We start from the raw sequence: 25,658 nt of genomic DNA, 5'->3' as shown, positions 1-25,658 counted from the left end.
TTTGAGTCCGTGGGTTTGGAGCGACATATGAACCGCATCGATGCGACGATCGGACGCCGAACGGCCATCAAGGGTCTGTTCGCCACCATGGGTCTCGCGGCCGTGCCCGGCCTCGGCGCCTGCGGTGACTCCGGCTCCTCAGGCGGTGGTGGCACCGGGACGGTCAGCCTCGGCTCGAACTACTCCGACGCGGTGCCCAAGGGCGCGCTCGACGAGGTGGTCAAGGCCTTCGCACAGGCACAGGGCCTCAAGGTCAACATCAACACCAAGGACCACGAGGCGTTCCAGCAGCAAATCAACTCGTACCTGCAGGCAGGCGCGGACGACGTGTGGTCGTGGTTCGCGGGCTTCCGGCTGCGGTTCTTCGCCCAGAAGCAGCTCGTCGGCGACATCTCCGAGCTGTGGAAGTCACTGGAGGGCAACTACACCGCGGCGCAGAAGGAAGCCTCGACCGGTGACGACGGCAAGCAGTACTTCGTGCCGTTCTACTCCTACCCGTGGGCCGTGTTCTACCGGCCGAGCATCTTCCAGCAGAAGGGCTACGCGGTCCCCAAGACGTTCGACGAGCTGATCGCGCTCGCCACGAAGATGAAGGGCGACAACATCGCCCCGATGGCCGCGGGCCAGAAGAACGGCTGGCCGCAGCTGGGCACGTTCGACCAGATCAACTTCCGGACCAACGGCTACCAGTTCCACGTCGACCTGATGGCGGGCAAGGAGGACTGGGCCGGCCCGAAGGTGCGCGCCACCTTCGACAACTGGAAGCGGCTGATGGAGTTCTACCAGCCCAACTCGCTCGGCCGGGACTGGCAGGAGGCCGCGCAGTCGGTGCTCAAGGGCGAGGCCGGGATGATGGTGGTCGGCTCGCAGCAGATCGGTCAGCAGTTCAGCGCGGGCAACAAGCTGGACGACCTCGACTTCTTCGCCTTCCCGGAGATCGACAAAGCACACGGCCAGGACACCATCGAGGCCCCGATCGACGGTTTCTGCCAGGCGGTCAAGCCGCGTGACAAGGCAGCCGCGGACAAGCTGCTGACCTACATCTCCACCGCGCAGGCGCAGCAGACGTACCTGAAGTCGGATCCGACGAGCATCGCGGCCAGCAACAAGGCGGATTCGGCCGCGTACAACAAGCTCCAGCAGAAGTGCGTGAAGTTCGTCAACGAGGCCAAGCACATCACGCAGTTCCTCGACCGCGACACCGACCCCGGCTTCGCCAGCGAGGTCGCGATCAACAGCGTGAACGACTTCATCAAGAACCCCAACGACGTCGACGGCCTGGTCAAGAAGATCGCCTCGCAGGCCAAGCAGTACTTCCAGAAGTAATGACTGTTCTGGAGAACACGCCACGCGTCGACCCGGCGCCGCCTCGCCGGAAGGGGTGGCGCCGGGCCACCGCGCTGTCCGGGACCGACCGGATCGTGCTGCTGCTCATGGTCGGCATCCCCACGCTGCTGCACGTGGCGCTGGTGTGGGTGCCGACGTTGTCGTCCGTGCTGCTGTCGTTCACCTCGTGGGACGGCATCGGCGACCTCGACCAGATCAAGTTCGTCGGCACGCGCAACTACGCCGACATCTTCACGGCGTACCCGCGGTTCTGGCCCGCGGTGCAGCACAACCTGATCTGGCTGGCGTTCCTGATCGTGCTGCCGACCAGCTTCGGCCTGCTGCTCGCGGTGCTGCTCGACCGCAAGCTCAAGTTCACCAGGGTCTACCAGTCGATCCTGTACCTGCCGGTGGTGCTGGCGCTGGCCATGGTCGGCTTCATCTGGCAGCTGATGTACGAGCCGAACCTCGGGCTGGTCAACAACGTGCTGGGGATGGCCCAGTCCGGCCCGGTCGACTGGCTCGGCGACTCGGACATCAACATCTACGCGGTGCTGATCGCCGCGGGCTGGAAGCACACCGGGTACGTGATGTTGCTGTACCTGGCCGGGCTGAAGTCGTTCGACCCGTCGCTGAAGGAGGCCGCCGCGCTGGACGGGGCGAACGGCTGGCAGACGTTCTGGCAGGTCACTTTCCCGGTGCTGAAGCCGATCAACGTGATCGTGCTGGTGATCACCGTGATCGAGGGCCTGCGGGCGTTCGACATCGTGTACGCGATCAACCGCGGCCGCAACGGGCTCGAACTGGTCTCCGTGCTGATCACCGACAACATCATCGGTGAGTCCAGCCGGATCGGCTGGGGTTCCGCGCTCGCGGTGATCCTGCTGGTGATCTCGCTCGGCTTCATCATCACGTATCTGGTGCAGGTCTTCCGTCGGGAGGAACGAACGTGACCACGACGTTGGACCGTCCGCCGGTGCGCAGGAGCGGCGGTGGCGAACGGGACAAGAAGAACGCACGGCTGCGGGCGAGCCGGATCGCGCTGCACACGTTCCTGGTCGTGGTGTGCCTGGTGTGGCTCGCGCCGCTGCTGTGGACGGTGTTCGCGTCGCTGCGCACGTACGAGGACACGGCGGCCAACGGCTACTTCTCGTTGCCGTCCGAGCTGACGCTGGACAACTTCAGCAAGGCGTGGGGGACCGCGGACCTGCCGAACTACTTCTGGAACACGCTGGTCATCACCATCCCGGCGGTGCTGATCACGCTGCTGTTCAGCTCGTTCGTCGCGTTCGGCGTGACCAGGTTCAACTTCAAGTTCAACCTGGCGCTGCTGATGCTGTTCACCGCGGGCAACCTGTTGCCGCAGCAGGTGATCATCACCCCGCTGTACCGGTTGTTCCGGCTGATCCCGGTGCCGGAGTGGCTCAACTACAAGGAAACCCTGCTGGACACGCAACTCGGCCTGATCCTGATCCACATCGCGTTCCAGGCCGGGTTCTGCACGTTCGTGCTGAGCAACTACATGAAGACCATCCCGACCGAGCTGACCGAGGCCGCCAGGGTGGACGGCGCAGGCGTGTTCCGGCAGTACTGGCAGGTCATCATGCCGCTGTGCCGCCCGGCGCTCGGCGCGCTGGCTACGCTGGAGTTCACCTGGATCTACAACGACTTCTTCTGGGCGATCGTGTTGATCCAGACCGGTGACAGGATGCCGATCACCTCGGCGCTGTCCAACCTCAGAGGCCAGTTCTTCACCGACTACAACCTGCTCGCCGCGGGGTCGCTGCTGGTCGCGCTGCCGTGCCTGGTGGTGTTCTTCGCACTGCAACGGCAGTTCGTCGGCGGACTGACCCTCGGCTCGACGAAAGGCTGATGCCCGTGCGGCCGGTGACCGAGATCCCGATCGATCCCGATCTTGCCGTCGTCCACGAACAGGGCTGGCAGTCCTGGTCGCCGTCCACGTCGTACCGGCCCGGCACGCCCGCGCACCGGCCGTCCGGCGACACCAGGCGGATCGGTGCGTGGCGGTCGGAATCCCTGCCCGCGCCGGACGTCTACCGCGGCGAAGGCCTGATCGCCGTCGACCCGGGCGACGGGCCGGTGCACGTGATCGCCTCGGCCGACCCGGTGAACTCCGTCCCGGCCATCGACGTGTCGATCGCGGACGGCCGGGCTGTCGTGACGGCAGCGCAGGACGTCGTCGTCCAGACGCACGAAGGGTCCGTCCAGGAGGCGCTGGCCCGGTGGGCGGACTCGGTCGTGGCCTCGCTCGGCCTGGCCGCGCCCCGGCCCGCGCCGACGATCTGGTGTTCCTGGTACCAGTACTTCACCAAGGTCACCGAGGCCAATGTGGACGCCAACCTGGCCGTGATGGACCGGATACCGGTGGACGTCGTGCAGGTCGACGACGGCTACCAGGCGGAGATCGGTGACTGGCTGGTGCCGTCGCGCGACTTCGCGGACGTGCCGGGGCTGTTCGCGCGGATCACGGATTCGGGGCACCGCGCCGGTATCTGGACGGCGCCGTTCCTCGTCGGCGCGCGGTCTCGTGTCGCGAGCGAGCACCCGGAGTGGTTGGTGCGCGACAACGACGGCTCACCGGTGAACGCGGGCCACAACTGGGACCAGGACCTGTACGCGCTCGACAGCACGCATCCCGGCGCGGCCGAGTACCTGTCCACGGTCTTCCGGACGTTGCGCGGCTGGGGCATCGACTTCCACAAGATCGACTTCATCTACGCGGGAGCGTTGCCCGGCAGGCGATACGCCGACGTCTCGCCGGTCGAGGCGTACCGGGGCGCGTTGCGGCTGATCAGGGACGCCATCGGGCCTGAGGCGTACCTGCTGGGTTGCGGCGCGCCGCAGTTGCCGTCGATCGGGCTGGTGGACGCGATGCGCGTCAGCCCGGACATCGCGCCGGCGTACTCGCCGCCCGGCGGTGACATCTCCATGCCCGGTCAACGGGGTGCGGTGCTCAACGGCGAATCGCGGGCGTTCCAGCACGGCCGGTTCTGGGTCAACGACCCGGACTGCCTCGTTGCCAGGCCCGGGATCGAGCGCCGCGAGGAGTGGGCTGAGCACGTGTCCCGGTTCGGTGGGCTGCGTGGCTCGTCGGACGCCGTCGACCAGCTCGACGACTGGGGACTGGAGACCACACGGCGGTTGCTGGGCGAACCCGTGCCGCGTTACCTGGTCACCTGATTGACCACAGTGGACACCGCGGCGGCGATCGACGAGAGGTTGGCGCGGGCCACCCCGGCCGACGGCGTCTGGCTCGACATGAGCACGACGACGTAGTTGGCCACCACCCCGGCGCTGTGCAGGTAAAGCTCGTTGCCGTAGTACATCCAGCCCTGTTTGGCGTACGCGTTGAGCGGACCGCCCAGCAGGCCGAAGTACTGGGTGAAACCGTCGGCCGCGACGGGCGGGGCGGCCGACAGGGCGGTCACGATGACGTCCCGGTCATCGGGATCCATTCCGGTCAGGATGTGGTGGTACAGCCGGGTGTAGCCCGCCGGCGAGACCTTGACCTCGCCCCACTGGCTGCGGTCGTCGGAGGTCTCGGTGGCGACCATGCCGAGGTTCGTGGCCACTCGGGTCATCGCGTCCGGGCCGTCGAACCTCACCCATAAGGAGTTCATCGCGTCGTCGTCGCTCGGGCCGAGAGCGCGGTCGATCAACGTGTGCACGGCCGGGGTGAGCTCGACATCCCGGTCGAGCATGTCCACCACGAGCATGAGTTTGCTCAACGAGGCCGAATAGAACTGTTCGGTGCCGTCGGCGGCCGACTGACCGGTCCGCAGGTCCAGCACCGCGATGCCGTAGGTGACCCCCTTGGGCACGGCCGCGCGGGCCGCGTCAACCATCGCAGCGGCGTAGTTGGTCGCCGGCGGTGGTTGTGCGAGCGGTTCCTGCGACGGTTCTCCTGGTTCGGGTGACGGCTCGACCGTGACCAACGGCGCGACCGCCACGGCGGTTGCGGGGTCGGACGGGGCTGCCGACTGCGCCGGGGCAGGCGCTATCAGCACGATCGCGGCCACCAGGTAACCACCGAGGACGGCTCTTCGACCCAAGGGGGACACAAGAGCAAAGCTATGGACCCCAGCTGGGATTTGGGTGAGAACAACCTGTCGATTCAGTCTCGGCCTTGCGTCAGCCGCTCGGTCCACGCGGCGTGTTCGTCCGGTTCCAGCACGCTGCCGATGAACAAGTCCCGCAACGCCGTGAACAACTCCTCGGTGTCGCTTTCCCGCTCCTCGACCAAATGGAGCAGACCGAAGCCGAGTCCCAATGCGACGAAAGCGCGCGCGGCACCTACTCCCCTCGGCGTCCCGGCCGCGTCGAGACCCGCGACCGCCCAGTCCTGGTAGCTCGCCATCGCGTTGCGGGCCGCCTCGGCGAGTTCCGGTGTGCGGGCGGCGTTGAGCAGAACCTCGTAGAACGCCAGCCGTTTCGACTTCTCCAGACCCATGACCTGCTCGGCGTACCACTCGGCGACAGTCGACGGCGAAACGTCGTCACGGTGTGGCAGACCGATCTCCTCGGCGCGCTGCTTGACGAACGCGGTGAGGGCCTCGGCGATCAGCTCGTCGATCGAGGAGAAGTAGTAGCTCGCGGTCGCCAACGGCACCTCGGCGCGTTCGGTCACCGCGCGGTGGGTCGTCCCGGCCACGCCGCGCTCGCCGACCACTTCGACGGCAGCGGCCAGCAGTGCGTCCCGGCGGGGCTGTTTGCGTCGGTTGCGAGCCATACCTGGAACGGTACCGAACAGATTTCTTGGACATAGTTCTTGGAAGATCTTCCAGGTTCGGTGTAGCGTCCGCCGCGTAACCGGGTTCCCACGCTCAGTGAGGAGTGTCAATGAATCGGGTACTCCGGCGGATCCTCGCCCTGTCCGCCGCCGGTCTCATGTTCACCGCAGTCCCCGCCACGGCCGCGCCGTCCGGTGGCGTCAACGACTGGTCGTGCCGCCCCTCAGCGGCACACCCGCGACCGGTCGTCGCCGCACACGGCTTGTTCGGCAACGGCCCCGGCAACTTCCTCGCCATCGCACCCGCGCTCGCCGCCAAGGGCCACTGCGTGTTCACGCCGACCTACGGCCAGTCCGCGATCCCCGGCATCGGTGGCACGGACTACATCCAGAACTCCGCGAAGGAGTTCGGCGAGTACGTCGACAAGGTGCTCACCGCGACCAAGGCGGCCAAAGTGGACGTCGTCGGGCACTCCGAAGGCGGCATCATGCCGCGCTACTACCTGAAGAACTACGGTGGCGCGGCCAAGGTGAACCACTTCGTCGCCCTCGCACCGCCCAACCACGGCACGACCATGAGCGGCATCGCCGAACTCGCCAAACTGTTCCCCGGTGCGGCCCAGCTGCTCGTCGGCGGGTTGTGCAAGTCGTGCCTGCAGCTGATCAGGGACTCCGACTTCATCCGCGAGCTCAACGCGGGCGGCGAAACGCAGCCGGGCGTGCGCTACACGGTCATCGTGAGCACGTCGGACTTCCTCGTCACGCCGGTCTCCACGTCGTTGCTGACCGGGCCGGACGTGCGCAACATCGTCATCCAGGACGAACACCCCGGTGTCTTCGTCGGGCACATCGGACTGGCGTACGACTCGATCAGCATCGGCTACGTCACCGCCGCATTGGCCTGATCACCCCAGCATCAGGTCGGCGTATCGCGCGTACACGGCAGCACACCGGCGCATGGCGGCCTCGTCGACGTACTCGTCGGGGCCGTGCGAGACGCCCAGCAGCCCAGCGCCGTACCCGAACGCCGGTATGCCGACCTGGTCGTACCACCGCGTCTCCAGAATCCCTTCGCACAGCTCGAAAGCAGCATCCTCGCCGTTGATCTCCGTGACCGCTTCGGCCAATGCGACGGCTGCGGGGTGAGCGGGATCGGTGTAGGCGGGAGGTTGTTGCTGTGTCACCTCGATCGAGACGTCCGCGCCGATCTCGTCGGCAGCGTGGGTGATGATCCCGTTCAGCCGCTTGAGTTCCCGGTCGAGATCCACCCGCGGGTGGTAGCGGCCGTCGATGGTGAAGTACGCGTCACCAGGCACTACGTTGAAGTTCAAGCCGCCGCCGAACAGGCCACCGGGCACGACCATGGACTGTTCCTCGGCCATCTCACGGGCGTATGCCTCGACAGGCCGTGCGACGTGCAGCAGGTGGTGGAACGCGTTGACGCCACGGTCCGCTTGTCCCACATGGGCTTCCTTGCCCTGCACGGAGACCTTCAACGACAATGCGCCACGCGCCGCGTTCCAGATGCGCCCGCCGCTGGGTTCCGCCGTGACCATGGCGACGGCGCGAGGGTCGATCATGCCGCTGCGCCGGAGATGCCCGGCCCCGGTGACGCTGCCGGTCTCCTCGTCGCAGACGAGGTGTATCACGATTCGCCCGTCTGCCAACGATTCCTTCACGGCGGCGGCGCCGTACAACATGCTGACGATGCCGCCTTTCATGTCCGCGCTCCCCCGGCCGACGATCCTGCCGTCACGGCGCCGCGCGGTGAACTGCGCACGGTTCTGCGCGGGAACCACGTCGAAATGGCCGTGGAAGTACAGGGTTTTCTCGCCGCTGCCGACCGTGCCGCGCACAATGCCCGGCTCGTCGAGGTCCCGCTCGGCGTCGAGCGGGATGAGCTCCGGATTGAGGCCGAGTTCGTCCATGGCATCGCTCAACAACCGCGCGCACCGGCCGAGGGCCCGCCCCGGCGGGTTCTCGGATTCGACGGCGATCAGCCGGACGAGCAAGTCGGCCATCTCGTCGGCCCGGTGGTCCAGCCACGCGTTCACCTGAGTCATGGACGCAATGCTAGAACGCGGCGAGCGTCACCCGATGTCCAATTATTGTGCTAAATTCAGTCGGTGGGCAATAAATATGTACTGGATTCGATCGATCGAGAAATATTGTTCCACCTCGAACGCGACGGCCGGTTGAGCAACGTCGACCTGGCCGAACGAGTCGGCCTCACCCCGCCGCCCTGCCTGCGCCGCGTCAAACGGCTGGAGGAGCAGGGCGTGATCACGGGATACCGGGCGCGGATCAACCCGGCGGCCACCGGCAGGCCGCTGGAGGTGATCGTGTCGGTCGAGGTGGCCATCAGCGACAAGAAGACGCTCGCCGACCTGGAAGCCACCATCGCGGGCTACGAGGAAGTGATCGAGTTCCGCAGGCTCTTCGGCACGCCCGACTACCACATGCGCGTGATGGTCGCCGACCACGAGGCCTACGAGCACTTCCAGACCGAGAAGATCATCGGCATCCCCGGTGTGGCACGGGTGATCTCCCACCTGACCATGAAGAAGATCAAGGTCAGCGACTGAAGGTCCAGACCTATCAGCGGGGCGAATAGCGTTTCGCAATGACTGCACCCGGGTGAATCCTCCTCGACAGAGCGCATCGGATCTTGCACAGTCCGTGGTGCGTGGTTCCCTGCACCCGAGCCCGCTCACCGCGCGCATTTCCCACCACATGCGAACGGTCGAAAGGAAAAACTCCATGCACGACGACGACGAGCCGGTAGGCAGGATCATCGGCCGACGGGAGGCGCTGATCCTGCTCGGCGCCGCAGGTGCGACGCTCACGGTCGCGGGATCTCCCGTGGCGGGCGCCACCACCTCCACCGACGGCCCCGAGGTCTGCGCACTGGACTGCGTGGTCAAGCCGGAGCAGATGGAAGGTCCTTACTTCGTCGACAGGAGGCTCAACCGGTCCGACATCCGGACCGACCCGGCCACTGGTCAGCCGTCGGCCGGAACGGCGCTGACGCTCAACTTCACCGTCCAGTCAGTCCGCCCCGGGCAGTGCACGCCGCTGCCCAACGCCATGGTGGACGTCTGGCAGTGCGACGCGTTCGGCCTGTACTCGGACATCCCCTCACAGGGAAGTTCCGGCCGCCGTTTCCTGCGCGGCTACCAGAACACCAACGCAGAGGGGAAGGCCCAGTTCATCACCATCCTGCCCGGCTGGTACACGGGCAGGACCCTGCACATCCACATCAAGATCCGGACGACCGGCACCAACGGCCGCCCGTACGAGTTCACCTCGCAGCTGTACTTCACGCCCCAGTTCGGCGCGGCGTACCTGCGGACCCAGCCGTACGCGCGCAAGGGCCCCGCGGACACCACCAACAACAGGGACTCCATCTACCTGCGTGGTGGTGCCCAGATGCTGCTGAACCCCGTGGCCAGCGGGGCCGGCTACAGCGCGGACTTCGCGATCGGGCTCGACCTGTCCAACACCCAGGTCGGCCAGCCCGACTGACGCGCTGGAACTCAGCACACGGCGATCGGCGCCGTCGCCCCACGGCGGCGCCGATCGCCGTGTGCGTTCAGCTGTTCGTGTGGAAGGTGGTCGCCTTGTGCGCCGCCTTGCGGGCGTACTTGGCGACTTTCTTGTCCGGGTGGTGCGTGCCGACCAGGTGCAGCACTTCGGCCACCTCCGGGTGCGGCAGCCGCCACATGGCTTCCAGCAACTCCTCTTCGTGCCCGGCGGGCAACAACTGCGCCAGCACGTGCGTTTCGTCGAGCACGCCCTGTTCCGCGGCCTCAACGAACAACGACAACGAGTCGATCGTGATCCACCCGAGCTCGGTGACCTCCAGGTCCTCCTCCGCCAGCGCGTACTTCGCGTACGGCCCCAGCACGTCGTCGCCCAGCAACTCCCGCCAGACCGGTTTGACGTCGTCGCCCAGTTCGTTCACGGCGTTGGTCGCCCACACCCGCACCCGGGCAGAACCGTTGGCAGCGACCGCGAGCAGTTCACGCGCGGCCGGCACGGCCTCGCGGACAGCCAGCCACGCCGACACCTCCGACTGCATCTCCGCGGACTGCAGGACCACCGCGAGCGACGCCAGATCCTGCGCTGTCATCTCCTCGGCCGGAGGCAGCAACGGGATCTCGACACCGTTCGCGATCATCTGCTCCCGCACGGAACTGAGCGCCAACGGCGTGTAGCGGACGTGCTCGCCGACCACCTCGACCGCGCCGAGCCTGGTCAGGACCTCGACCAGCAACTGCGCCGGGTCGCCGTGCGCTTCGGCGTACCCGTGCCACTCCGGCTCGGTCAGCTCGTGGATGACGTCGCTGATCTCCTCGTACGGCACGCCGATGTCCCGCGCCAGGAACATCATGATCAGCAGATTCGGTGCGACGTCACTGAAATCGATCTCGTAGCCGTGCACGTCGGCGGCGCGGTCGAGCACGAAGCCGAGGATCGAGACGAACCCGGTCTGCCAGATCTCGGCGACCTCGTCGCCGTCCGGCCACTGCCCGAACCGCGCGCCGCGGGCCAGCGACCCGGACTCGGTCGACGCGAACCCGGTGAACTCGGCCAAGTCCTGCAGCACGATGAGATGGAGCCGGTCGGCGATGCCGAGCGCCTGCTGCGCCGCGGTGGCGGCCTCCTCGGTGAGCAGTTCGGAGTGGACGTCGATCGGTTTGCCGTCCGCGGCCCACTCGGCCAGTTCGTACGCCTTGGCCAGCAGTTCGCTCTGCCGCGCGGCGAGCAGCAGTTCCTCCTCGCCGGGCAGGCGGACGCCAGGCAGCTCGTCCGTGGGCAGGCCGAGTTCCTCGAGCAGATCGATCAGGCCGTTGCCCGCGGGCATGTTCTCCCTGACGGACTCGAAGAACTCCGGCACGGCGTCCTCGAGCTCGGTGAGCAGTTCGCTGGGCGACTCCGTGGTCTCGCCGAGGAAGCTGACGAGGTCGCGCACGGCCTCGACGACGTGCACCGCGTCCGCCTCGCTCGGGATGAGCACCCGGCTCGGGTAGATCTCCAGCAGCAGCTCGTCGATGTCGCCCGCGACGAACGCGCCGGGCGTCGCGTGACCGAGGTGGTCACGGGCCAGTTCCAGGGCCAGCCTCAGTTCGTCGCGGTCGACCGGCCGGTCGGCCGCCCACTGCTGGATCTCGTCGAGCTTGCTTTCGATCGCGTCAACCGCCATGCCGGGCAACGATAGTCGCTCACCCCGGCATGCCCGGCAGCCGCAAGCTGAACAGCGCGCCGCCTTCCGGCGAGCGACCCGCGAGCACCTCGCCGCCGTGCCGCAGCGCCGCCTGCTGCACGATCGCCAGGCCCAGCCCGGAGCCGGGCAGCGTCCGCGCCTCCTGCGACCGGTAGAACCGGTCGAACACGCGCGGCAGGTCCTCGTCGGCGATTCCCGGGCCCTGGTCGGCGACTTCGAGCACGGCGAACCCGTCGCCCGCCGACCCGAGCCGGACGCGGACCGTGCCGCCGGGCGGGTTGAACTTCACCGCGTTGTCCAGCAGGTTCAGCACCGCGCGTTCCAGCGCGGCCTCGTCGCCGATCAGCCGCCACGGCTGCAGCGACACGTCGAACTCGATGTCACCGGCCCGGCGGCGGGCCCGGTCGAGCGCCTGCTCGACGACCTCGACCAGTTCGACCGGCTCCCACACCGCCTGTGTGCCTTCCTCACGCGCCAGCTCGACCAGGTCGCCGATCAGCGTGGTCAGCTCGTCCAGCTGGCCGCGCAGGTCGTCCTGGATCTCCTCTTTGTCCTTGTCGGACAGTGTCGGCGCGCCGGGCGCCTCGGAGGCCATCAGCAGTTCCAGGTTGGTGCGCAACGAAGTCAGCGGCGTCCGCAGCTCGTGGCCCGCGTCGGCGACCAGGCTGCGCTGCCGGTCGCGGGCGTCGGACACCGCGCCGAGCATCGTGTTGAAGCTGTGCGACAGGCGAGCCAGCTCGTCGTCCCCGCTGACCTGGATCGGCCGCAGGTCACCGGTTCTGGTGACGCGCTCGGTCGCCCGCGTGAGCCGCTCGACCGGCCGCAGACCGGTACGCGCGACCGCCGTCCCCGCCAGCGCGGCGACCACGACACCGGCGCCGCTGATCAGCACCAGCACCAGGGCCAGGTCGTTGAGCAGCTGCTTGGTCGGGCCGAGGCGCTGCGCCACGACCAGCGCACCGGGCGAGCCCTCCACGCTGATGCGCAGCGAGAAGATCCGGTAGTCGGTCCTCGGGTCGGTGCGGAACCAGTCGGTGTGCACGCCTTCGGCGACCGCGCGTTCCTCCGCGCCGACGGGCGGGCGCGCCATCCCCGGCTGCGGGATCAGCTGCGTGCCCTCGTCGTCGATGATCGTGAACTTCACGTCGCTCAACGCCAGCGCCAGGTCGTTGATCGTGGTCTGGTTGTTGTTGCGCATGTCGAAGCTGCGCCCGTTGAGCGCGTTGGTGGCGCGGGTGCGCAGGTTGTCGTCGACCTGCGCGTAGAGGTTCTGCTGGACGGTCAGGTACGCACCGAGTGAGACGAGCGCCACCGCCCCGGCCACACAGATCGCGGCCAGGAGGGTTACTCGACTTCTCAGCGATATGCGTTGCCTGCGCCCGTGGTCATGCGACGCAAAGATCACGGCGGGGTCTCCCGCAGCACGTACCCGACGCCCCGCACGGTGTGGATCAGCCTGGGCTCACCGGCGGCCTCGGTCTTGCGCCGCAGGTAGCCGATGTAGACCTCCAGCGCGTTGCCGGACGTGGGGAAGTCGTATCCCCAGACCTCCTCGAGGATGCGGCTGCGCGTGAGCACCTGCTTCGGGTGCGTCAGCAGCAGTTCGAGCAGGGAGAACTCGGTACGGGTCAGGCTCATCGACCGGTCGCCGCGGCGGACCTCCCGGGTGCCGGGGTCCAGCTCCAGATCGGCGAACTTCAGCGACGGCTCCTGCTTCTCGGCGGCGGCCGCGTCGGCCGCGGTCCGCCGCAGCAGGGCACGCAGCCGGGCCAGCAGTTCCTCCAGCGCGAAGGGCTTCGGCAGGTAGTCGTCGGCCCCAGCGTCGAGACCGGCTACCCGGTCGGAGACCAAGTCCCGTGCGGTCAGCACGAGAATCGGCAGGTCGTCACCGGTACTGCGGAGCTGGCGGCACACCTCGAGCCCGTCCAGCCTCGGCATCATCACGTCGAGCACCATCGCGTCCGGCCGTCCGCCGCTCTTGATCGCGTCCAGCGCCTGCTGGCCGTCGCTCGCCGTTTCCACCTGGTATCCGTTGAACTGCAGCGACCGCCGAAGGGACTCACGAACAGCCCTGTCGTCGTCCACTACGAGTATGCGCATGCGGTCAGTGTGTCTGGTCGGACTGAGATATGCCTGAGAAAGGCACTGATCAGGTGCTCATACCGCGTGCCACGGGCGCGTTCCACCTGCGCCAGAGCGCGATCAGGCGAATGGTCACGATTAGGGCAGCACCCACGACGGCGGTCGGCGCGGCCGGGAAACCGAGCCGCGCGCCGAGCACCACCACCGCCCCGCCGGCCAGCGCGGCGAGCGCGTAGATCTCCTTGCGCAGCACCATCGGGATCTCCCTGATCAACACGTCGCGCAGGGCGCCACCGCCGATCCCCGTGGTCATCCCGATCAGGCAGGCCGTGTACGACGGCACGTCGTGGGCGAGCGCGGTGGTCGTGCCCGTCACCGTGAACAGGCCGAGTCCGACGGCGTCGGCGAGCAGAACACCCCGACGCAGCCTCGCGAACTGCGGGTGCAGCCAGAACACCACCAGCGACGTGACGACCGGCACGAGCAGGTAGCGCCAGTCCCGCAGAGTCGACGGCGGGTGGATGCCGAGCAGCACGTCCCGGATGATCCCGCCGCCGAGCGCGGTGGTGATGCCCAGCACGACAACGCCGAAGGTGTCCAGCCGCGCCCGCACCCCGGCGAGCGCACCCGATGTGGCGAACACCGCGATCCCCGTCAGGTCAAGAACTACCAGGAGCATGGCAAGTCAGTCTAAATAGCTCCGACCGGGCGACTGACCTGGACAAACGACTTGCGCCGGTGATGGAGTGTGACTGTGAACACACTGCGCGTGATCATGGTGACCCTGCTCGCCTGTCTGCTCGTGACGCCCACCGCGAACGCGGCTCCCCGATACCAGCGGTACGTGGCGCTGGGCGACTCCTACACCTCCGGCCCCGGCATCCCGTGGCCGCGGCTGGATCGGCTCGCCTGCTACACCTCGACGAACAACTACCCCGCGCTGCTGGCCGACAACCTCGGACTGCGGTCGTACACCGACGCCAGCTGCGGCGGCGCGGACACCACGAACATGCTCGCCCCGCAGAAGCCGCCGCTGCCCTTCGGCACGCACCCGGCGCAGTTCAGCTTCCTGCGCGCGGACACCGACCTCGTCACGGTCGGCATCGGCGGCAACGACTTCGGCGTTTTCGGTGAACTCACGGGCAAGTGCCCCGAACTGCGGCCGAGTGACCCGACCGGTTCGCCGTGCCGCACGCACTACACGGTGGACGGCGTGGACACCATGAAGCAGAAGGTGGCCATGACCGGCGAACGGGTCCGCGCGGTCCTCGCGGGCGTGCACGAACGTTCCCCCGCGGCCAAGGTCGTGCTGGTCGGCTACCCGAGGATCGCGCCGCCGCGAGGCAGCTGCCCGGACGTGCTGCCGATCGCCGACGGCGACCTGCGCTGGCTCGACGAGGTCGAACAGGCGCTGAACTCGGCGCTGGCGAACGCGGCCGACGCCGACGGGCGTACGACGTTTGTCGACATGTATCCCGCGTCGCTCGGCCACGACGCGTGCGCCGGAAGTGCCGCGTGGATCCAGGGCAAGGACAACAACCTGTTCGCCGCGATCCAGTACCACCCGTTCAAGTCCGGAATGGTCGGTGTGGCCAACGAGGTCAGCGAGGCTCTCGGCGTACGCGGTGGCGCGCACGGCCGACCGGTGCCGCGTTCGGTGGACAAGGCCGTTGTCGGCGACGCGTCGACCGTGACCCTCCTCACTCGGTCGGGGTATGGCCGGTGACGGCACGATGAAGAGGTGCGGATCCTCCTCCTGCGGCACGCCGAGAGCCTCGGCAACGTCGACGAACTGGCGTACTGCCGTATCCCCGACCACGCGTTGCCGCTGACCACGAGAGGTGAGGAGCAGGCTCGCGCCGCCGGTCCGGTCGTGCGCGAGCTGCTCGGTCCCGGGCCGGTGGCGGTCTACGTCAGCCCGTACGTGCGTACCCAGCGCACACTGCAATTGCTGGACATCGACGACATGGTCACCCGGACCGTCGCCGAGCCCCGGCTGCGCGAGCAGGACTGGGGAAACCTCCAGGACCCGGTCGAGCAGGAGATCCAGAAGCTCAAACGGCACGAGTTCGGGCACTTCTTCTACCGGCTCGCGCACGGCGAGTCCGGCGCGGACGTGGACGACCGGGTGGCCGCGTTCCTCGCCGAGCTCAAGGACCGGATGAAGGAGGACCACGACCACCCGGACACCGTCCTGCTGGTGACGCACGGCCTGACGATGCGGCTGCTGTGCAGGCGGGTGTTCTCGTGGAGCATCGACCTGTTCGAGTCACTGTCCAATCCGAACCAGGTCGACCCGAGGATCCTCACCCTGTCACACGGGATGTGGACCCTGGACCGGCCGTTCCCGCAGTGGCGCCCATCTCCCGACGGCACTACTCAATAGCCACAAGGGGATCCGGGTAGCGCAGCCACGCTTCCTCCCCCTCGGCGAGCTCCTCGTCGGTCAGCAGCGCGGCCGCCAGCGCGGCGGTGAGCTCGTCGGGGATGGCCTGGTGCGCGACGATCGTCAGCTCCTGCGCGCGGTCGCCGAACCTCGGGTGCCACTCCAGCGACGCTTTCACTGTCCGCTGCGGGCATTCGTCCCGCCAGTCGTCCATTGTGGCCAGCCACGGTCCACCTTGGCCGATCCGCAGCGCACCACCGGCCGACTCGAACCACAGCGCCAGGCCGGGCTGGCTGGCCAGCCAGAACCGGCCGCGGACCCGGACGACCCCTTCGAGCAGCACGCCGATCGCGTCGTGCAGGCGGTGCGGGTGGAACGGCCGCCGGTCCGCGAAGACCGTCAGCGACACGCCGCAGTCGGACTCCAGCGGCGGCTGTCCACAAAGGAGCGGGTCGAACCAGCGGTCGACCTTGCCGCGCCGAGCCCCTTGTGGCAGGCCGCGCAACGCGTGCACGGCGTCGGCGGGGGAAACCCTGTTCGCACGTGGCGCGATCCTGCTCAGCACGGCCGAAGTCCGGGCAGCGGTCCACGCGTCCGCACCCGCGCCGGTCAGCACGAGCGCGTCGGCGAACTCGGCCTGGCCGACGGCGACCTGCGCGACGGTTCGATCATCTCCTTCTGCTACACCGAATCCACGTTCCGCGAGTTCCTCGTCGCCCGTCGCGTCGGTCAGCCACGTGCCCACGTCGACGACCGTGACCACACCGGCCACCTGGACCGGGAGCTTGCGCAGCGCCCAGCAGACCGGTTCCGGCTCGATGGTCGGGTCGAGGTGCAGCACGATCCGGCGCACACCGTCCGATTCGGCCAGTTTCGCCAGCAACGGCAGCAAGTCCTCGCGCAGAGTGCAGGACACGCAACCGTGTGCGAGCTCCAGCTGGACGACGTGGTCACCGGCCGCCGACTTCTGCCTGCGCACAACGAAACCCTTGGCTATGTCGCGTAGATCGTGGTGCACGACAACGCTCCCAGCCTCGGCGTGCATCAACCTTGTCGCCACCGCCGCCGCCTGCCGCCGTTGCAGACCAGCCACGACCACCAGCCCAACCCGTGACATGCGCACTCCCTTCGCCGCTCGCCATGCTATCGTAAATGAAAACGACTGTCGTTTTCAGGAGGTGTGATGTCCGCGATCTGCCAGGTCACCGGGCGCAAACCGGGTTTCGGCAACCAGGTTTCGCACTCGCACAAGCGCACCAAGCGGCGCTGGGACCCGAACGTGCAACGGCGTCACTACTGGCTGCCGTCGGAAGGGCGCCGGATCACGCTGACGGTGTCGGCGAAGGGCATCAAAACCATCGACCGCAAGGGAATCGAGGCGGTCGTCGCGCAGTTGCGCCGCAACGGGGTGCGCGTCTGATGGCCCGCAACGACATCCGGCCGATCGTCAAGCTCAGGTCCACCGCGGGCACCGGGTACACGTATGTGACCCGCAAGAACCGCCGCAACGATCCCGATCGGATCGTGCTGCGCAAGTACGACCCGATCGCCCGCAGGCACGTCGACTTCCGCGAGGAGCGGTGATGCTGCGACGCACGCGAGCGCCCGAGCGGCGCAGGGAAAACCTGCTGCTCCGCGCGGGCGTGTCCACAGTAGATTGGAAGGACACCGCGCTGCTGCGCATGTTCGTGTCCGACCGCGGCAAGATCAGATCACGCCCCGTCACCGGTCTGACACCGCGCCAACAGCGTGAGATCGCCGTGGCAATCAAGAACGCGCGGGAGATGGCGTTGCTGCCCTACCCGTCACCCAGTCGGCGTTAGTCCGAAAGAGTTATAGATCAAACGCGTTATCCGGTCGTGGTGCCGGTCCGGCGGCTTACACGGGTAATCTCGGCTTCGGGGAACGAGGGGCTACAGGTTGCCGAGGCCGGGTTTGGACCACAACGAGCAGGACAAGGCTGGCGAAATCCTCCGGGAAGACCGGGAGATCTACCTTTTGCTGGGCACTGACCAGCTCAAAGAGGCCGCCATCCGGTTCGACAAGTCGCTCGAGGCCATCCCGGCGGACATGGACACGTGGTCACGGGCGGCGGTCCTGACAGGCCGCGCGGTCATCGCGTGGCGCCTCGGCCGGATTCCGCTCGCGCTCGAACTGGCCGCCGAAGGCTGGGCGGACATCGACAGCGAGCCGCCGTCCGGCGCACGCGCGGCCAACGCGATGGGCCAGCTCGGTTACCTGCTCAACAGCATCGGGCACCTGCGTGCCGCCGAGCCGATGCTGCGCGCCGCCCTGGACACCGCACGAGCCGGCGGTGACGTCGTCGAACTCGGTGTGGCGTTGCAGCGGCTCGGCGGAGGGCTGACCTTGTGGGCGATGAACCTGCCGCCCGCGGAGGCGATGCCCATGTTCGCCGAAGGGCGGGCGCTGCTGGCCGAAGGCCTGGCGCTGGACAAAACATCCGCGCAGACCGACCGGACGCTGCTCGGTGCGTACAGCTCCGCCCTGGTGGGCTGCGGCGAGTTCGAAGCAGGCGAGAAAGCCGCGCTCGAAACGCTCGAAGTGGGACGTGCGACGGGCGACCGCTGGTGTATCGCGGTCGGCAACTGGGTGCTGTCGATCGTGCGCCGCCTGCAGGGCAACCTCGTCGAAGCGCGGACGTACGCCAGCAACGCGCTGCGGAACATCGAAATGATCAACGACGTGCCGCTGGTGCAACGGTTCTCCGCCGACCTCGCGGACATCTGCGCGCAGCTCAACGACTTCGCGGGCGAGGCGACGGCGCTGCGGCGCAACGTCAGGGCCCGCACCACCGCGATGTCCATCATGCAGGAAGGCCTCGGCCTCGCGCTGGAACAGCGGCGGTTCGCCATCCAGGCGCAACGCCTCGCCACTGTGGCACAGGAAGCGGCTGTCCGCGATCCGCTGACCGGGCTGACCAACCGGCTCGGTCTGGAACGCAGCGCTCCCGACGTGCTCGCGAACGCGGCGGCGACCGGCACGACGCCGTGGCTGATCGTGATCGACGTCGACTGGTTCAAGGAGATCAACGATGACGCCGGGCACGCCGTCGGCGACAGCGCGCTGCGGGAGATCGCCGAGTTGCTGCGCGGCGAGTGCCGGACGGGCGACCTGGTGGCGCGGTGGGCCGGTGACGAGTTCATCGTGCTGCTCGTCGGCGAAGGACAGCTCGGACTGGCCGTGGCGGAGCGGATCAGGGCAGCCGTGGACAGGCACGACTGGCGCTCACGGCTCGGCCCGGCACGGCGCCCCACCGTGAGCGTCGGTGTGGCCAGTGGCCGCGGCAGCCTCGAACACCTCTTCGCCGCCGCGGACACAGCCCTCTACCTGGCCAAGCGAAACGGTCGCAACCGCGTCGAATGGCCGGACCTCGATCAGGCGATGAGCCCGCCGCGATAGGCGACCAGCGCTGCCTGAACGCGGTTGACCGCGCCGATCTTGCCGAGCACCGCGGAGACGTACCCCTTGACGGTCGCCTCGGACAGGTGCAGCGCGCTGCCGATCTCGGCGTTGGACAGGCCCTGGCCGATCAGGCCGACGACCTCCCGCTCGCGCTCCGACAGTGACGCCAGCAGGCGCCTGGCCGGTTCCGCGGCCCGTTCACCGTCCGCGACCTGCGACAACACCCGGGCCGCGACGCCGGGGTCGAGCACCGCGCCACCCGCGGCGAGGTCACGGACAGCGCGAACCAGCACAGCCGGTTCGGTGTCCTTGAGCAGGAAGCCACTAGCGCCGATGCGCAGCGCTTCCGTGACGTACTCGTCCACGTCGAACGTGGTGAGCATGGCCACCTTCGGGGGTTCCGGCAGAGCACGCAGCCTGCGCAGTGCGAACAGACCGTCCGCGGAGCGCATCCGGATGTCCAGCAGGGCCACGTGCGGCCGGTGCTGTCTGGCGAGGTCGGCCACGTGCAGACCGTCATCGGTCTCGGCGACCACCTCGATGTCCCCCGCGCTGGTCAGGATCGTTCGAAGTCCCGAACGGACGAGATCCTCGTCGTCCGCGAGCATCACCTTGATCACCTTGGAGCCTCCCCGGTCGGGTCCTGCGCAGCCGGTTCAGGCGACGGCGCCGGAGTCCAATGGCCCTTTTTCTCACCCAATAGGCTGAAGGTCAATCCCTAACGTGTCACATTTGTCTACTGAGTGATCGTAGCTGGTAGCAGACGGTTAAAAGTGAAGCTCTTTCGCAATAGACCTACTCGGGGGTAACGTGGCCTGCGTCACGCATTGAGAGGAGCCCCCTGCAATGACACGTGGACGCCTGCTCGCTGCCTTATCCGCCATCGCCACCGTCGCCGGACTCGTCGCCGCCGCGCCGTCCGGAAACGCGGATCCCCAGGTGGAGGCGGCCCCCATCGACTTCTGCCTCGGCCAGTGCGGTGACGTTCTGCCACCGGGGGCCAATGGCAACGCCACCCTCGCCGACATCCTCGCGCACCGGGTGCTGGGCACCAGACCAGCGCATTCGTCGGACCAATTAGCCAAGTACGACACCCTCGCGTCCGGTTACAGCACGCTTACGACCGAGAAAATCGGGCAGTTCTTCAACGACGCGTCATTCGGCGTCCCGGCGGCCCAGGTGGAGAGCACCACCAAGCCGCGCGCGGACGTGACGATCGTGCGTGACAAGCAGCTGGGCCTGCCCCACATCACCGGCACGACCCGGTCGGGCACGATGTTCGGCGCCGGCTACGCCGCAGCCCAGGATCGGCTCTGGCTGATGGACCTGTTCCGCCGCGTGGGACGCGGCCAGCTGACCCCGTTCGCGGGCGGCGCAGCGGCCAACCGTGAACTGGAGCAGGGCTTCTTCCGCGCGGCCCCGTACAACGAAGCCGAGCTGCAGGCCCAGATCGACCGGGCGGCGGCATCCAGCCCCAAGGGCGCGCAGGCGCTGGCGGACGCGCGGGCGTACCTGGACGGCATCAACCTCTACGTCCAGCAGTCGCACAGCGGCCGCTACTTCCCCGGCGAATACGTGCTGACCGGGCACGTCGACGCCATCACCAACGCGGGCAAGATCGACGCGTTCACCCTGCCCGACCTGGTCATCCTCGCGTCCGTGGTCGGCGCGCAGTTCGGGGGCGGCGGTGGCGGCGAAGTGCAGTCGGCGATCACGCGGATGGCGTTCCACGAGCGGTACGGCATGGCCGAAGGCGAGAAAGCCTGGCAGGCGTTCCGGTCGCAGAACGACCCGGAGACAGTCAACACACTGCACAACGGCCAGAGCTTCCCGTACGCCCAGTCCCCCGCCAACCCAGCCGGCGTCGCCATGCCCGACAAAGGTTCGGTGACGCCGCAGCAGCTGGTGTTCGACCCGACTGGCTCGGCCGCATCGGCCTCAGCAGCGCCCGAGAAGGTCCCGGCACCGGAGCAGCTCGAACCGGCGCGTGGCTTGTTCGATGACGGTGTTCTGCCAGGCAACCTCGTGAGCGAGAAACACGGCATGTCCAACGCGCTGGTGGTGTCCGGCCAGCACACGGCGAGTGGCAACCCGGTCGCGGTGTTCGGCCCGCAGACCGGCTACTTCGCCCCGCAGCTGCTGGTCCTGCAGGAACTCCAAGGACCAGGCATCAGCTCACGAGGCGCGTCCTTCGCCGGCATCAGCTTCTACGTGCTTCTCGGGCGCGGCCAGGACTACTCGTGGAGCGCGACGACCTCGGCGCAGGACATCATCGACACGTACGCGGTCGAACTGTGCGACCCGGCCGGGAAGCCGCCGACCAAGGACTCGACGCACTACCTGTTCCGCGGCCAGTGCACGCCGATCGAGACGATCGAACGCAAGAACGCGTGGAAACCGACCGTTGCCGACGGCACACCCGCGGGCTCGTACCGCCTGGTCGCGTTCCGCACGGCCTATGGCCCGATCACGCATCGCGCGACCGTCGGCGGCAAGCCGGTGGCGTACACGAGCCTGCGGTCGACGTACCAGCACGAGATCGAGTCGATCATCGGTTTCCAGGAGTTCAACGACCCGAACGTGATCAAGTCGGCGCAGGACTTCCAGCGCGCGGCGGCGCACGTGAACTACACGTTCAACTGGTTCTACGTGGATTCGGAGGACACCGCGTACTTCAACTCCGGCGCGAACCCGTCCCGCAAGGCCAATGTGGACGCCAACATGCCGGTCTGGGCGGCGCCCGCATACGAATGGAACGGCTGGGTCCCCGCAACGAACAGCGCGACCTACACCCCGTACGAACAACACCCACAGGCCGTGAACCAGGACTACTTCATCTCCTGGAACAACGGACAAGCAAAGGACTACGCCAACGCGGGTTACGACAAGAGCGCGGTGCACCGCGGCGACCTCCTCGACAGTCGCGTCCGCGCGTTGATCTCGGGCGGCAAGAAGGTCACCCGCGTCAACCTGACGCAAGCCATGGCCGACGCGGCGCTGGCCGACCTGCGCGCCGAGCGCGTACTGCCACACCTGTTGCGAGTTCTGGAAAGCCAGCCCATCACGGATCCCGGCCTGGCCAACGCGGTGACATCGCTGAAAACCTGGATGAACAGCGGTTCGCTGCGCAAGGAAACCGCGCAGAGCAGCCACAAGTACGCCAACGCGGACGCGATCAAGATCCTCGACGCCTGGTGGCCGCTGCTGGTCCGTGCCCAGTTCCAGCCAGGCCTCGGCGACGCGACGTACAACGCGCTCGTGTCCACCATCGGAATCAACGAATCCCCATCTGGGTTCCAGAACGGACAGCCGGACTTCCACTCCGGCCAGCCGCACAAGGGTTCCTCGTTCCAGTCAGGCTGGTGGGGCTACGTCCAGAAGGACCTCCGCGCGGTGCTGGGAGACCAGGTGGCGGGCCCGTTGGCGCAGAAGTACTGCGGCGGCGGAACAGTGTCCGGCTGCCGCCAGGTCCTGCTGACATCACTGACCCAAGCGGTGGCCGCCCCGCCGAACCAGGTGTACCCGGGCGACGGAAGCTGCGCGGCGGGAGACCAATGGTGCGCGGACACAGTGATCCAGAACCCGCTGGGCGGAATAACCCATGACAAGATCACCTGGCAGAACCGCCCGACATTCCAGCAAGTAGTGGAATTCCCGGCGCGCCGAGGCCAGAACATCGCAAACCTCGCCCACACCCGCACAACGACGGCGACGAGCGCGGAAACCGGCGTCTACCCCTCCCCAGCCCGCAACGCGGTCGACGGCAACATGACAACCCGCTGGGCGAGTGACTGGTCCGACAACCAATCCCTGACAGTGGACCTGGGCACAACGCAGCAGGTGTCCAGGGCGGTGATCAACTGGGAAGCGGCGTACGGGAAGGCCTACCGCCTGGAAGCCTCGACGGACGGAACGACCTGGCAACCCGTCCACACGACGACAACAGGCGACGGCGGCGTGGACACAGCCGTCTTCCCACCCACCCAAGCCCGATACGTCCGGTTCGCCGGGATCCAACGAGGAACGAAGTGGGGCTACAGCATCTACGAGCTGCAGCTCTACGCCCACTGACAACCCGTCACGGCGCCCCCGGGAACCCCCAGCCCCCGGGGGCGCCACCCCAGCCCAGAAAGCCACTGGCGACCACCCGTATGATCAGAGCGGTGCCAGGCGTCACCCAGGCGGTCCCACCCCGCCGACACAAGCGGACATATGGCCGCTACGCTGGGGAGACGTACACAGCAAGCCCTCGTAGCTCAGGGGATAGAGCATCGGTTTCCTAAACCGTGTGTCGCAGGTTCGATTCCTGCCGGGGGCACCCAGTCTGAGCAGCGAAAACGGCCTCTGTCAGCGATCTTGAAGGGATCGCGTGACATGGTTCGTGACAGGAAGCGTCAGTATCCTGGCGCCATGGGGGAGAACAAGGGGGCCTCCGGCGCGCGTCCAAGCGGACGCGGCAAGCGCGAACGGGGCTCGATCGATCGACTGCCCAGCGGGTCACTGCGGGTGCGCGTGTACACCGGAACAGACCCGATCACACATCGAGAACACTACATCACGGAAACCATCAAAAGTGGCCCGAAAGCCTGGGATCTGGCAGAGCAGAAACGCACAGAGATTCTACGGCAGCTCGACCTGAAGCAACATGCGCGCACAAACGCGACAGTCAGCCAGCTGATGGATGAATACCTCGCACAGCACGACGTCGAGCGCACGACAAAGCACCGCTATCTGGGAGATACTCGGAATCACATCAAGCCTCTCCTCGGTATCCGAAAGGTCGGCGATGTCGACGCGGAGAAGCTCGAGAAATTCTATGCGGAACTGCGCAGGTGTCGATACCATTGTCGTGGTCGCACGATCCGGCATCGCAGCACTGGCGAGCATGAATGCGACACTCGCTGCAAAACTCGTTCACACACATGCAAGCCGCTAGGGCGATCCACTGTTCGTCAGATGCATTTTCTACTGAGTGGGGCATTTGCTTGGGCGGTGCGCCACAAGTGGGTTGGTGTCAATCCAGTCGACGTAGCCAAGCCTCCAACGCCGCAAAGACCTGACCCTGATCCACCCGAGCCGGAAGAGTTGGCTCGCATTCTGAATGCAGCATGGGAGAGCAATCCGGATTACTTCGCACTGCTCTGGATCCAGGCGACAACGGGACCACGGCGCGGAGAGATCTGCGCACGCCGATTCTCTCACATTCTCAAGAGGCACTCACCAATCTGCACAGGACGTGATTGCCACGAGCACGGGTGCCACTGGCGTTTCGAAGTCGATACGGCTATGGCGCAGATCGACGGCGAAGTATGGGAGAAGGACACCAAAACACATCAGAGTCGACGCCCGACGCTCGATGTTGAGACAATCGCAGTCATCCTCGACCACGAAGACCGTCTTCAGGAACGCGCAGCGGCACTGGGTATCGCGCTATCAGCGGACGCATATCTTGCATCCTTGTCGCCCGATGGCGGCACGCCAATCAAACCGAGCACGCTGAGCCAGTGGTTTCGGCGTCTGGTAACACGACTCGGTATCGACACCACACTCAAGAGCCTGCGGGCCTACTCGGCGACCGAACTCATCGCCGCAGGTGTTGACATCCGGACGGTGGCTGGACGGCTGGGCCACGGCGGAGGCGGTGCGACAACGTTGCGGGTCTACTCCGGCTTCGTAGAGGAGGCCGACCAGCGGGCTGCAACGGCTATCCCTACAAGGATGCCCGCCCGCCCGATGGCGCCCCCTCGCTCGGCGTCAGAACGAGCCAAGACAGAGCCAAGGCACCCGTACGAGCGGGTGGCCGCAGCACTTCGATCCCGGATCCTTGAAGGTGTGTATTCGCCGGGCGAGTTCTTGCCCACCTCCCAGCAGCTCGCTTTGGAACACGAGGTGAGCGCCGGAACAGTGAATCGCGCGTTCGATCTGCTCAAAGGTTGGGGTCTCGTGGACGCCAGCCGCGGATCACGAGCGACTGTGATCGCAGCGACTGACGCCCCCAAAGTACCCCCGTCCCTCGCTGATGGGCTGGGACACGAAAGCACGTCTGCGGCTCCAACGCTGAATCAAGTTCGTGATCCAGTGATCGACCCGGCGCACGCGGCGGCAACGGAGCAGCCTGGCGACAACCCCGCCCGGGATGCTGCCAGCCATGGAACAAACGGCAGCATCGTGCGCAACGCGGTTGTCTTGCCCGCAGCGGTGGGGCTGAACCTCGAGATCCTGCATCTGGGTCACACAGTGCGCACTCTGCGGGTTGAGGCCGATCCCGGGGATTTCGCGATGTTGCAGAAGCTGATGCGCGACGCCATCCGACGGATGGGCACGTCGGCAGGGGCCGTTGATGACTACGAAATGAACGTCAGCACGGTAGTCGATGGTGAACTGGTGACAACGGTGGTGATGGCATGACGACGCTATATCACCAGAACCGGTGCAGTATGTGGTTCGCCGCACCCTCGGTGGTG

Annotated in this window: 24 protein-coding genes and 1 tRNA gene; 16 read left to right on the top strand and 9 right to left on the bottom strand. The window is 67.1% G+C overall.

The window, feature by feature from the left end; all coding sequences use genetic code 11:
* The first annotated feature begins 27 nt into the window (after window positions 1-27).
* The 4 genes from AOZ06_RS05455 to AOZ06_RS05440 are packed head-to-tail and all read left to right on the top strand — an operon-like array spanning window position 28 to window position 4,527.
* Window positions 28-1,326, top strand: coding sequence for an ABC transporter substrate-binding protein (locus tag AOZ06_RS05455; RefSeq protein WP_054288418.1), 1,299 nt, complete (start codon window positions 28-30; stop codon window positions 1,324-1,326).
* Window positions 1,326-2,279 carry a carbohydrate ABC transporter permease gene (locus AOZ06_RS05450; RefSeq protein WP_054288417.1) on the top strand — a complete coding sequence of 318 codons (954 nt, stop codon included), beginning with the start codon at window positions 1,326-1,328 and terminating at the stop codon, window positions 2,277-2,279. Before AOZ06_RS05455 ends, AOZ06_RS05450 begins: the two co-directional genes overlap by 1 nt.
* Complete coding sequence (locus tag AOZ06_RS05445; protein ID WP_236952090.1) at window positions 2,276-3,199, top strand: carbohydrate ABC transporter permease; 924 nt, start codon at window positions 2,276-2,278, stop codon at window positions 3,197-3,199. The genes AOZ06_RS05450 and AOZ06_RS05445 overlap by 4 nt, the downstream gene beginning before the upstream one ends.
* Complete coding sequence (locus AOZ06_RS05440; protein WP_054288416.1) at window positions 3,199-4,527, top strand: glycoside hydrolase family 36 protein; 1,329 nt, start codon at window positions 3,199-3,201, stop codon at window positions 4,525-4,527. Before AOZ06_RS05445 ends, AOZ06_RS05440 begins: the two co-directional genes overlap by 1 nt.
* Here AOZ06_RS05440 and AOZ06_RS05435 read toward each other — a convergent pair.
* Together AOZ06_RS05435 and AOZ06_RS05430 are read right to left on the bottom strand one after the other, a co-directional pair.
* On the bottom strand, window positions 4,512-5,408 hold the full coding sequence (locus AOZ06_RS05435) for a serine hydrolase (RefSeq protein ID WP_157232857.1): 897 nt from the start codon (window positions 5,406-5,408) through the stop codon (window positions 4,512-4,514). The two genes, AOZ06_RS05440 and AOZ06_RS05435, sit on opposite strands and share 16 nt — an antisense overlap.
* Window positions 5,409-5,461: 53 nt before the next feature.
* Complete coding sequence (locus AOZ06_RS05430; protein ID WP_054288414.1) at window positions 5,462-6,076, bottom strand: TetR/AcrR family transcriptional regulator; 615 nt, start codon at window positions 6,074-6,076, stop codon at window positions 5,462-5,464.
* Window positions 6,077-6,186: 110 nt separating this feature from the next.
* On the opposite strand from AOZ06_RS05430, the gene AOZ06_RS05425 reads away from it, so the two are divergent.
* Window positions 6,187-6,981, top strand: coding sequence for an esterase/lipase family protein (locus AOZ06_RS05425; protein ID WP_054288413.1), 795 nt, complete (start codon window positions 6,187-6,189; stop codon window positions 6,979-6,981).
* On the opposite strand, the gene AOZ06_RS05420 is transcribed toward AOZ06_RS05425, so the two are convergent.
* On the bottom strand, window positions 6,982-8,139 hold the full coding sequence (locus AOZ06_RS05420; protein ID WP_083471532.1) for a M20/M25/M40 family metallo-hydrolase: 1,158 nt from the start codon (window positions 8,137-8,139) through the stop codon (window positions 6,982-6,984). It lies immediately after the preceding gene.
* A 63-nt stretch (window positions 8,140-8,202) separates the two neighbouring features.
* Between AOZ06_RS05420 and AOZ06_RS05415 the strand changes: the two genes are divergently transcribed.
* Together AOZ06_RS05415 and AOZ06_RS05410 are read left to right on the top strand one after the other, a co-directional pair.
* Window positions 8,203-8,661 (top strand): Lrp/AsnC family transcriptional regulator, encoded by a 459-nt coding sequence (locus AOZ06_RS05415; protein WP_083471531.1) that lies wholly within the window; start codon window positions 8,203-8,205, stop codon window positions 8,659-8,661.
* A 175-nt stretch (window positions 8,662-8,836) separates the two neighbouring features.
* Entirely contained in the window at window positions 8,837-9,601 is a 765-nt protein-coding gene (locus tag AOZ06_RS05410; protein ID WP_054288411.1) for a dioxygenase family protein, read from the top strand.
* Between the two features lie 67 nt (window positions 9,602-9,668).
* Here AOZ06_RS05410 and AOZ06_RS05405 read toward each other — a convergent pair whose 3' ends face one another.
* From AOZ06_RS05405 to AOZ06_RS05390, 4 genes are read right to left on the bottom strand one after another with little or no spacing between them, the layout of a single operon-like run.
* Entirely contained in the window at window positions 9,669-11,282 is a 1,614-nt protein-coding gene (locus AOZ06_RS05405; RefSeq protein ID WP_054288410.1) for a hypothetical protein, read from the bottom strand.
* Window positions 11,283-11,301: 19 nt separating this feature from the next.
* Window positions 11,302-12,708, bottom strand: a complete 1,407-nt coding sequence (locus AOZ06_RS05400; RefSeq protein WP_236952088.1) for a sensor histidine kinase — start codon at window positions 12,706-12,708, stop codon at window positions 11,302-11,304.
* On the bottom strand, window positions 12,705-13,403 hold the full coding sequence (locus AOZ06_RS05395) for a response regulator transcription factor (RefSeq protein WP_054288409.1): 699 nt from the start codon (window positions 13,401-13,403) through the stop codon (window positions 12,705-12,707). Before AOZ06_RS05395 ends, AOZ06_RS05400 begins: the two co-directional genes overlap by 4 nt.
* A gap of 49 nt (window positions 13,404-13,452) precedes the next feature.
* Window positions 13,453-14,064 carry a trimeric intracellular cation channel family protein gene (locus AOZ06_RS05390; protein WP_054288408.1) on the bottom strand — a complete coding sequence of 204 codons (612 nt, stop codon included), beginning with the start codon at window positions 14,062-14,064 and terminating at the stop codon, window positions 13,453-13,455.
* Window positions 14,065-14,139: 75 nt separating this feature from the next.
* Here AOZ06_RS05390 and AOZ06_RS05385 point away from each other — a divergent pair, with 75 nt between their 5' ends.
* Complete coding sequence (locus tag AOZ06_RS05385; protein ID WP_063809972.1) at window positions 14,140-15,111, top strand: SGNH/GDSL hydrolase family protein; 972 nt, start codon at window positions 14,140-14,142, stop codon at window positions 15,109-15,111.
* A 15-nt stretch (window positions 15,112-15,126) separates the two neighbouring features.
* Window positions 15,127-15,771: a histidine phosphatase family protein gene (locus AOZ06_RS05380; protein ID WP_054288407.1), complete on the top strand. Its 645-nt coding sequence runs from the start codon at window positions 15,127-15,129 to the stop codon at window positions 15,769-15,771.
* On the opposite strand, the gene mrf is transcribed toward AOZ06_RS05380, so the two are convergent.
* On the bottom strand, window positions 15,761-16,888 hold the full coding sequence (gene mrf, locus AOZ06_RS05375; RefSeq protein ID WP_054288406.1) for a ribosome hibernation factor-recruiting GTPase MRF: 1,128 nt from the start codon (window positions 16,886-16,888) through the stop codon (window positions 15,761-15,763). The genes AOZ06_RS05380 and mrf overlap by 11 nt on opposite strands.
* A 66-nt stretch (window positions 16,889-16,954) precedes the next feature.
* Here mrf and rpmB point away from each other — a divergent pair, with 66 nt between their 5' ends.
* The 4 genes from rpmB to AOZ06_RS05355 all read left to right on the top strand — a co-directional run bounded on the left by rpmB (window position 16,955) and on the right by AOZ06_RS05355 (window position 19,191).
* Window positions 16,955-17,191, top strand: a complete 237-nt coding sequence (rpmB, locus tag AOZ06_RS05370) for a 50S ribosomal protein L28 (RefSeq protein WP_054288405.1) — start codon at window positions 16,955-16,957, stop codon at window positions 17,189-17,191.
* Complete coding sequence (gene rpmG, locus AOZ06_RS05365; RefSeq protein ID WP_042190458.1) at window positions 17,191-17,355, top strand: 50S ribosomal protein L33; 165 nt, start codon at window positions 17,191-17,193, stop codon at window positions 17,353-17,355. Before rpmB ends, rpmG begins: the two co-directional genes overlap by 1 nt.
* Window positions 17,355-17,594, top strand: coding sequence for a 30S ribosomal protein S18 (gene rpsR / locus AOZ06_RS05360; RefSeq protein WP_054288404.1), 240 nt, complete (start codon window positions 17,355-17,357; stop codon window positions 17,592-17,594). Before rpmG ends, rpsR begins: the two co-directional genes overlap by 1 nt.
* 97 nt (window positions 17,595-17,691) lie before the next feature.
* The gene (locus tag AOZ06_RS05355; protein ID WP_225953149.1) at window positions 17,692-19,191 is read left to right on the top strand and encodes a GGDEF domain-containing protein; all 1,500 of its coding nucleotides are present in this window, start codon (window positions 17,692-17,694) and stop codon (window positions 19,189-19,191) included.
* Here the strand turns inward: AOZ06_RS05355 and AOZ06_RS05350 are convergent.
* The gene (locus AOZ06_RS05350) at window positions 19,167-19,814 is read right to left on the bottom strand and encodes a response regulator (RefSeq protein ID WP_054288402.1); all 648 of its coding nucleotides are present in this window, start codon (window positions 19,812-19,814) and stop codon (window positions 19,167-19,169) included. The genes AOZ06_RS05355 and AOZ06_RS05350 overlap by 25 nt on opposite strands.
* Window positions 19,815-20,040: 226 nt before the next feature.
* Between AOZ06_RS05350 and AOZ06_RS05345 the strand changes: the two genes are divergently transcribed.
* From AOZ06_RS05345 to AOZ06_RS53510, 3 genes are all read left to right on the top strand, one after another.
* Window positions 20,041-23,265 (top strand): penicillin acylase family protein, encoded by a 3,225-nt coding sequence (locus AOZ06_RS05345; protein ID WP_054288401.1) that lies wholly within the window; start codon window positions 20,041-20,043, stop codon window positions 23,263-23,265.
* Between the two features lie 174 nt (window positions 23,266-23,439).
* Window positions 23,440-23,512: transfer RNA gene (locus AOZ06_RS05340), tRNA-Arg, on the top strand.
* Between the two features lie 92 nt (window positions 23,513-23,604).
* Window positions 23,605-25,602 (top strand): GntR family transcriptional regulator, encoded by a 1,998-nt coding sequence (locus AOZ06_RS53510; RefSeq protein ID WP_169798866.1) that lies wholly within the window; start codon window positions 23,605-23,607, stop codon window positions 25,600-25,602.
* The last annotated feature ends 56 nt before the right edge of the window (window positions 25,603-25,658 follow it).

This window comes from Kibdelosporangium phytohabitans, assembly GCF_001302585.1.
Taxonomy (GTDB): domain Bacteria; phylum Actinomycetota; class Actinomycetes; order Mycobacteriales; family Pseudonocardiaceae; genus Kibdelosporangium; species Kibdelosporangium phytohabitans.
The sequence above is the reverse complement of the archived record's forward strand: the minus strand, read 5'-3'. Positions and strand labels throughout refer to the sequence as shown.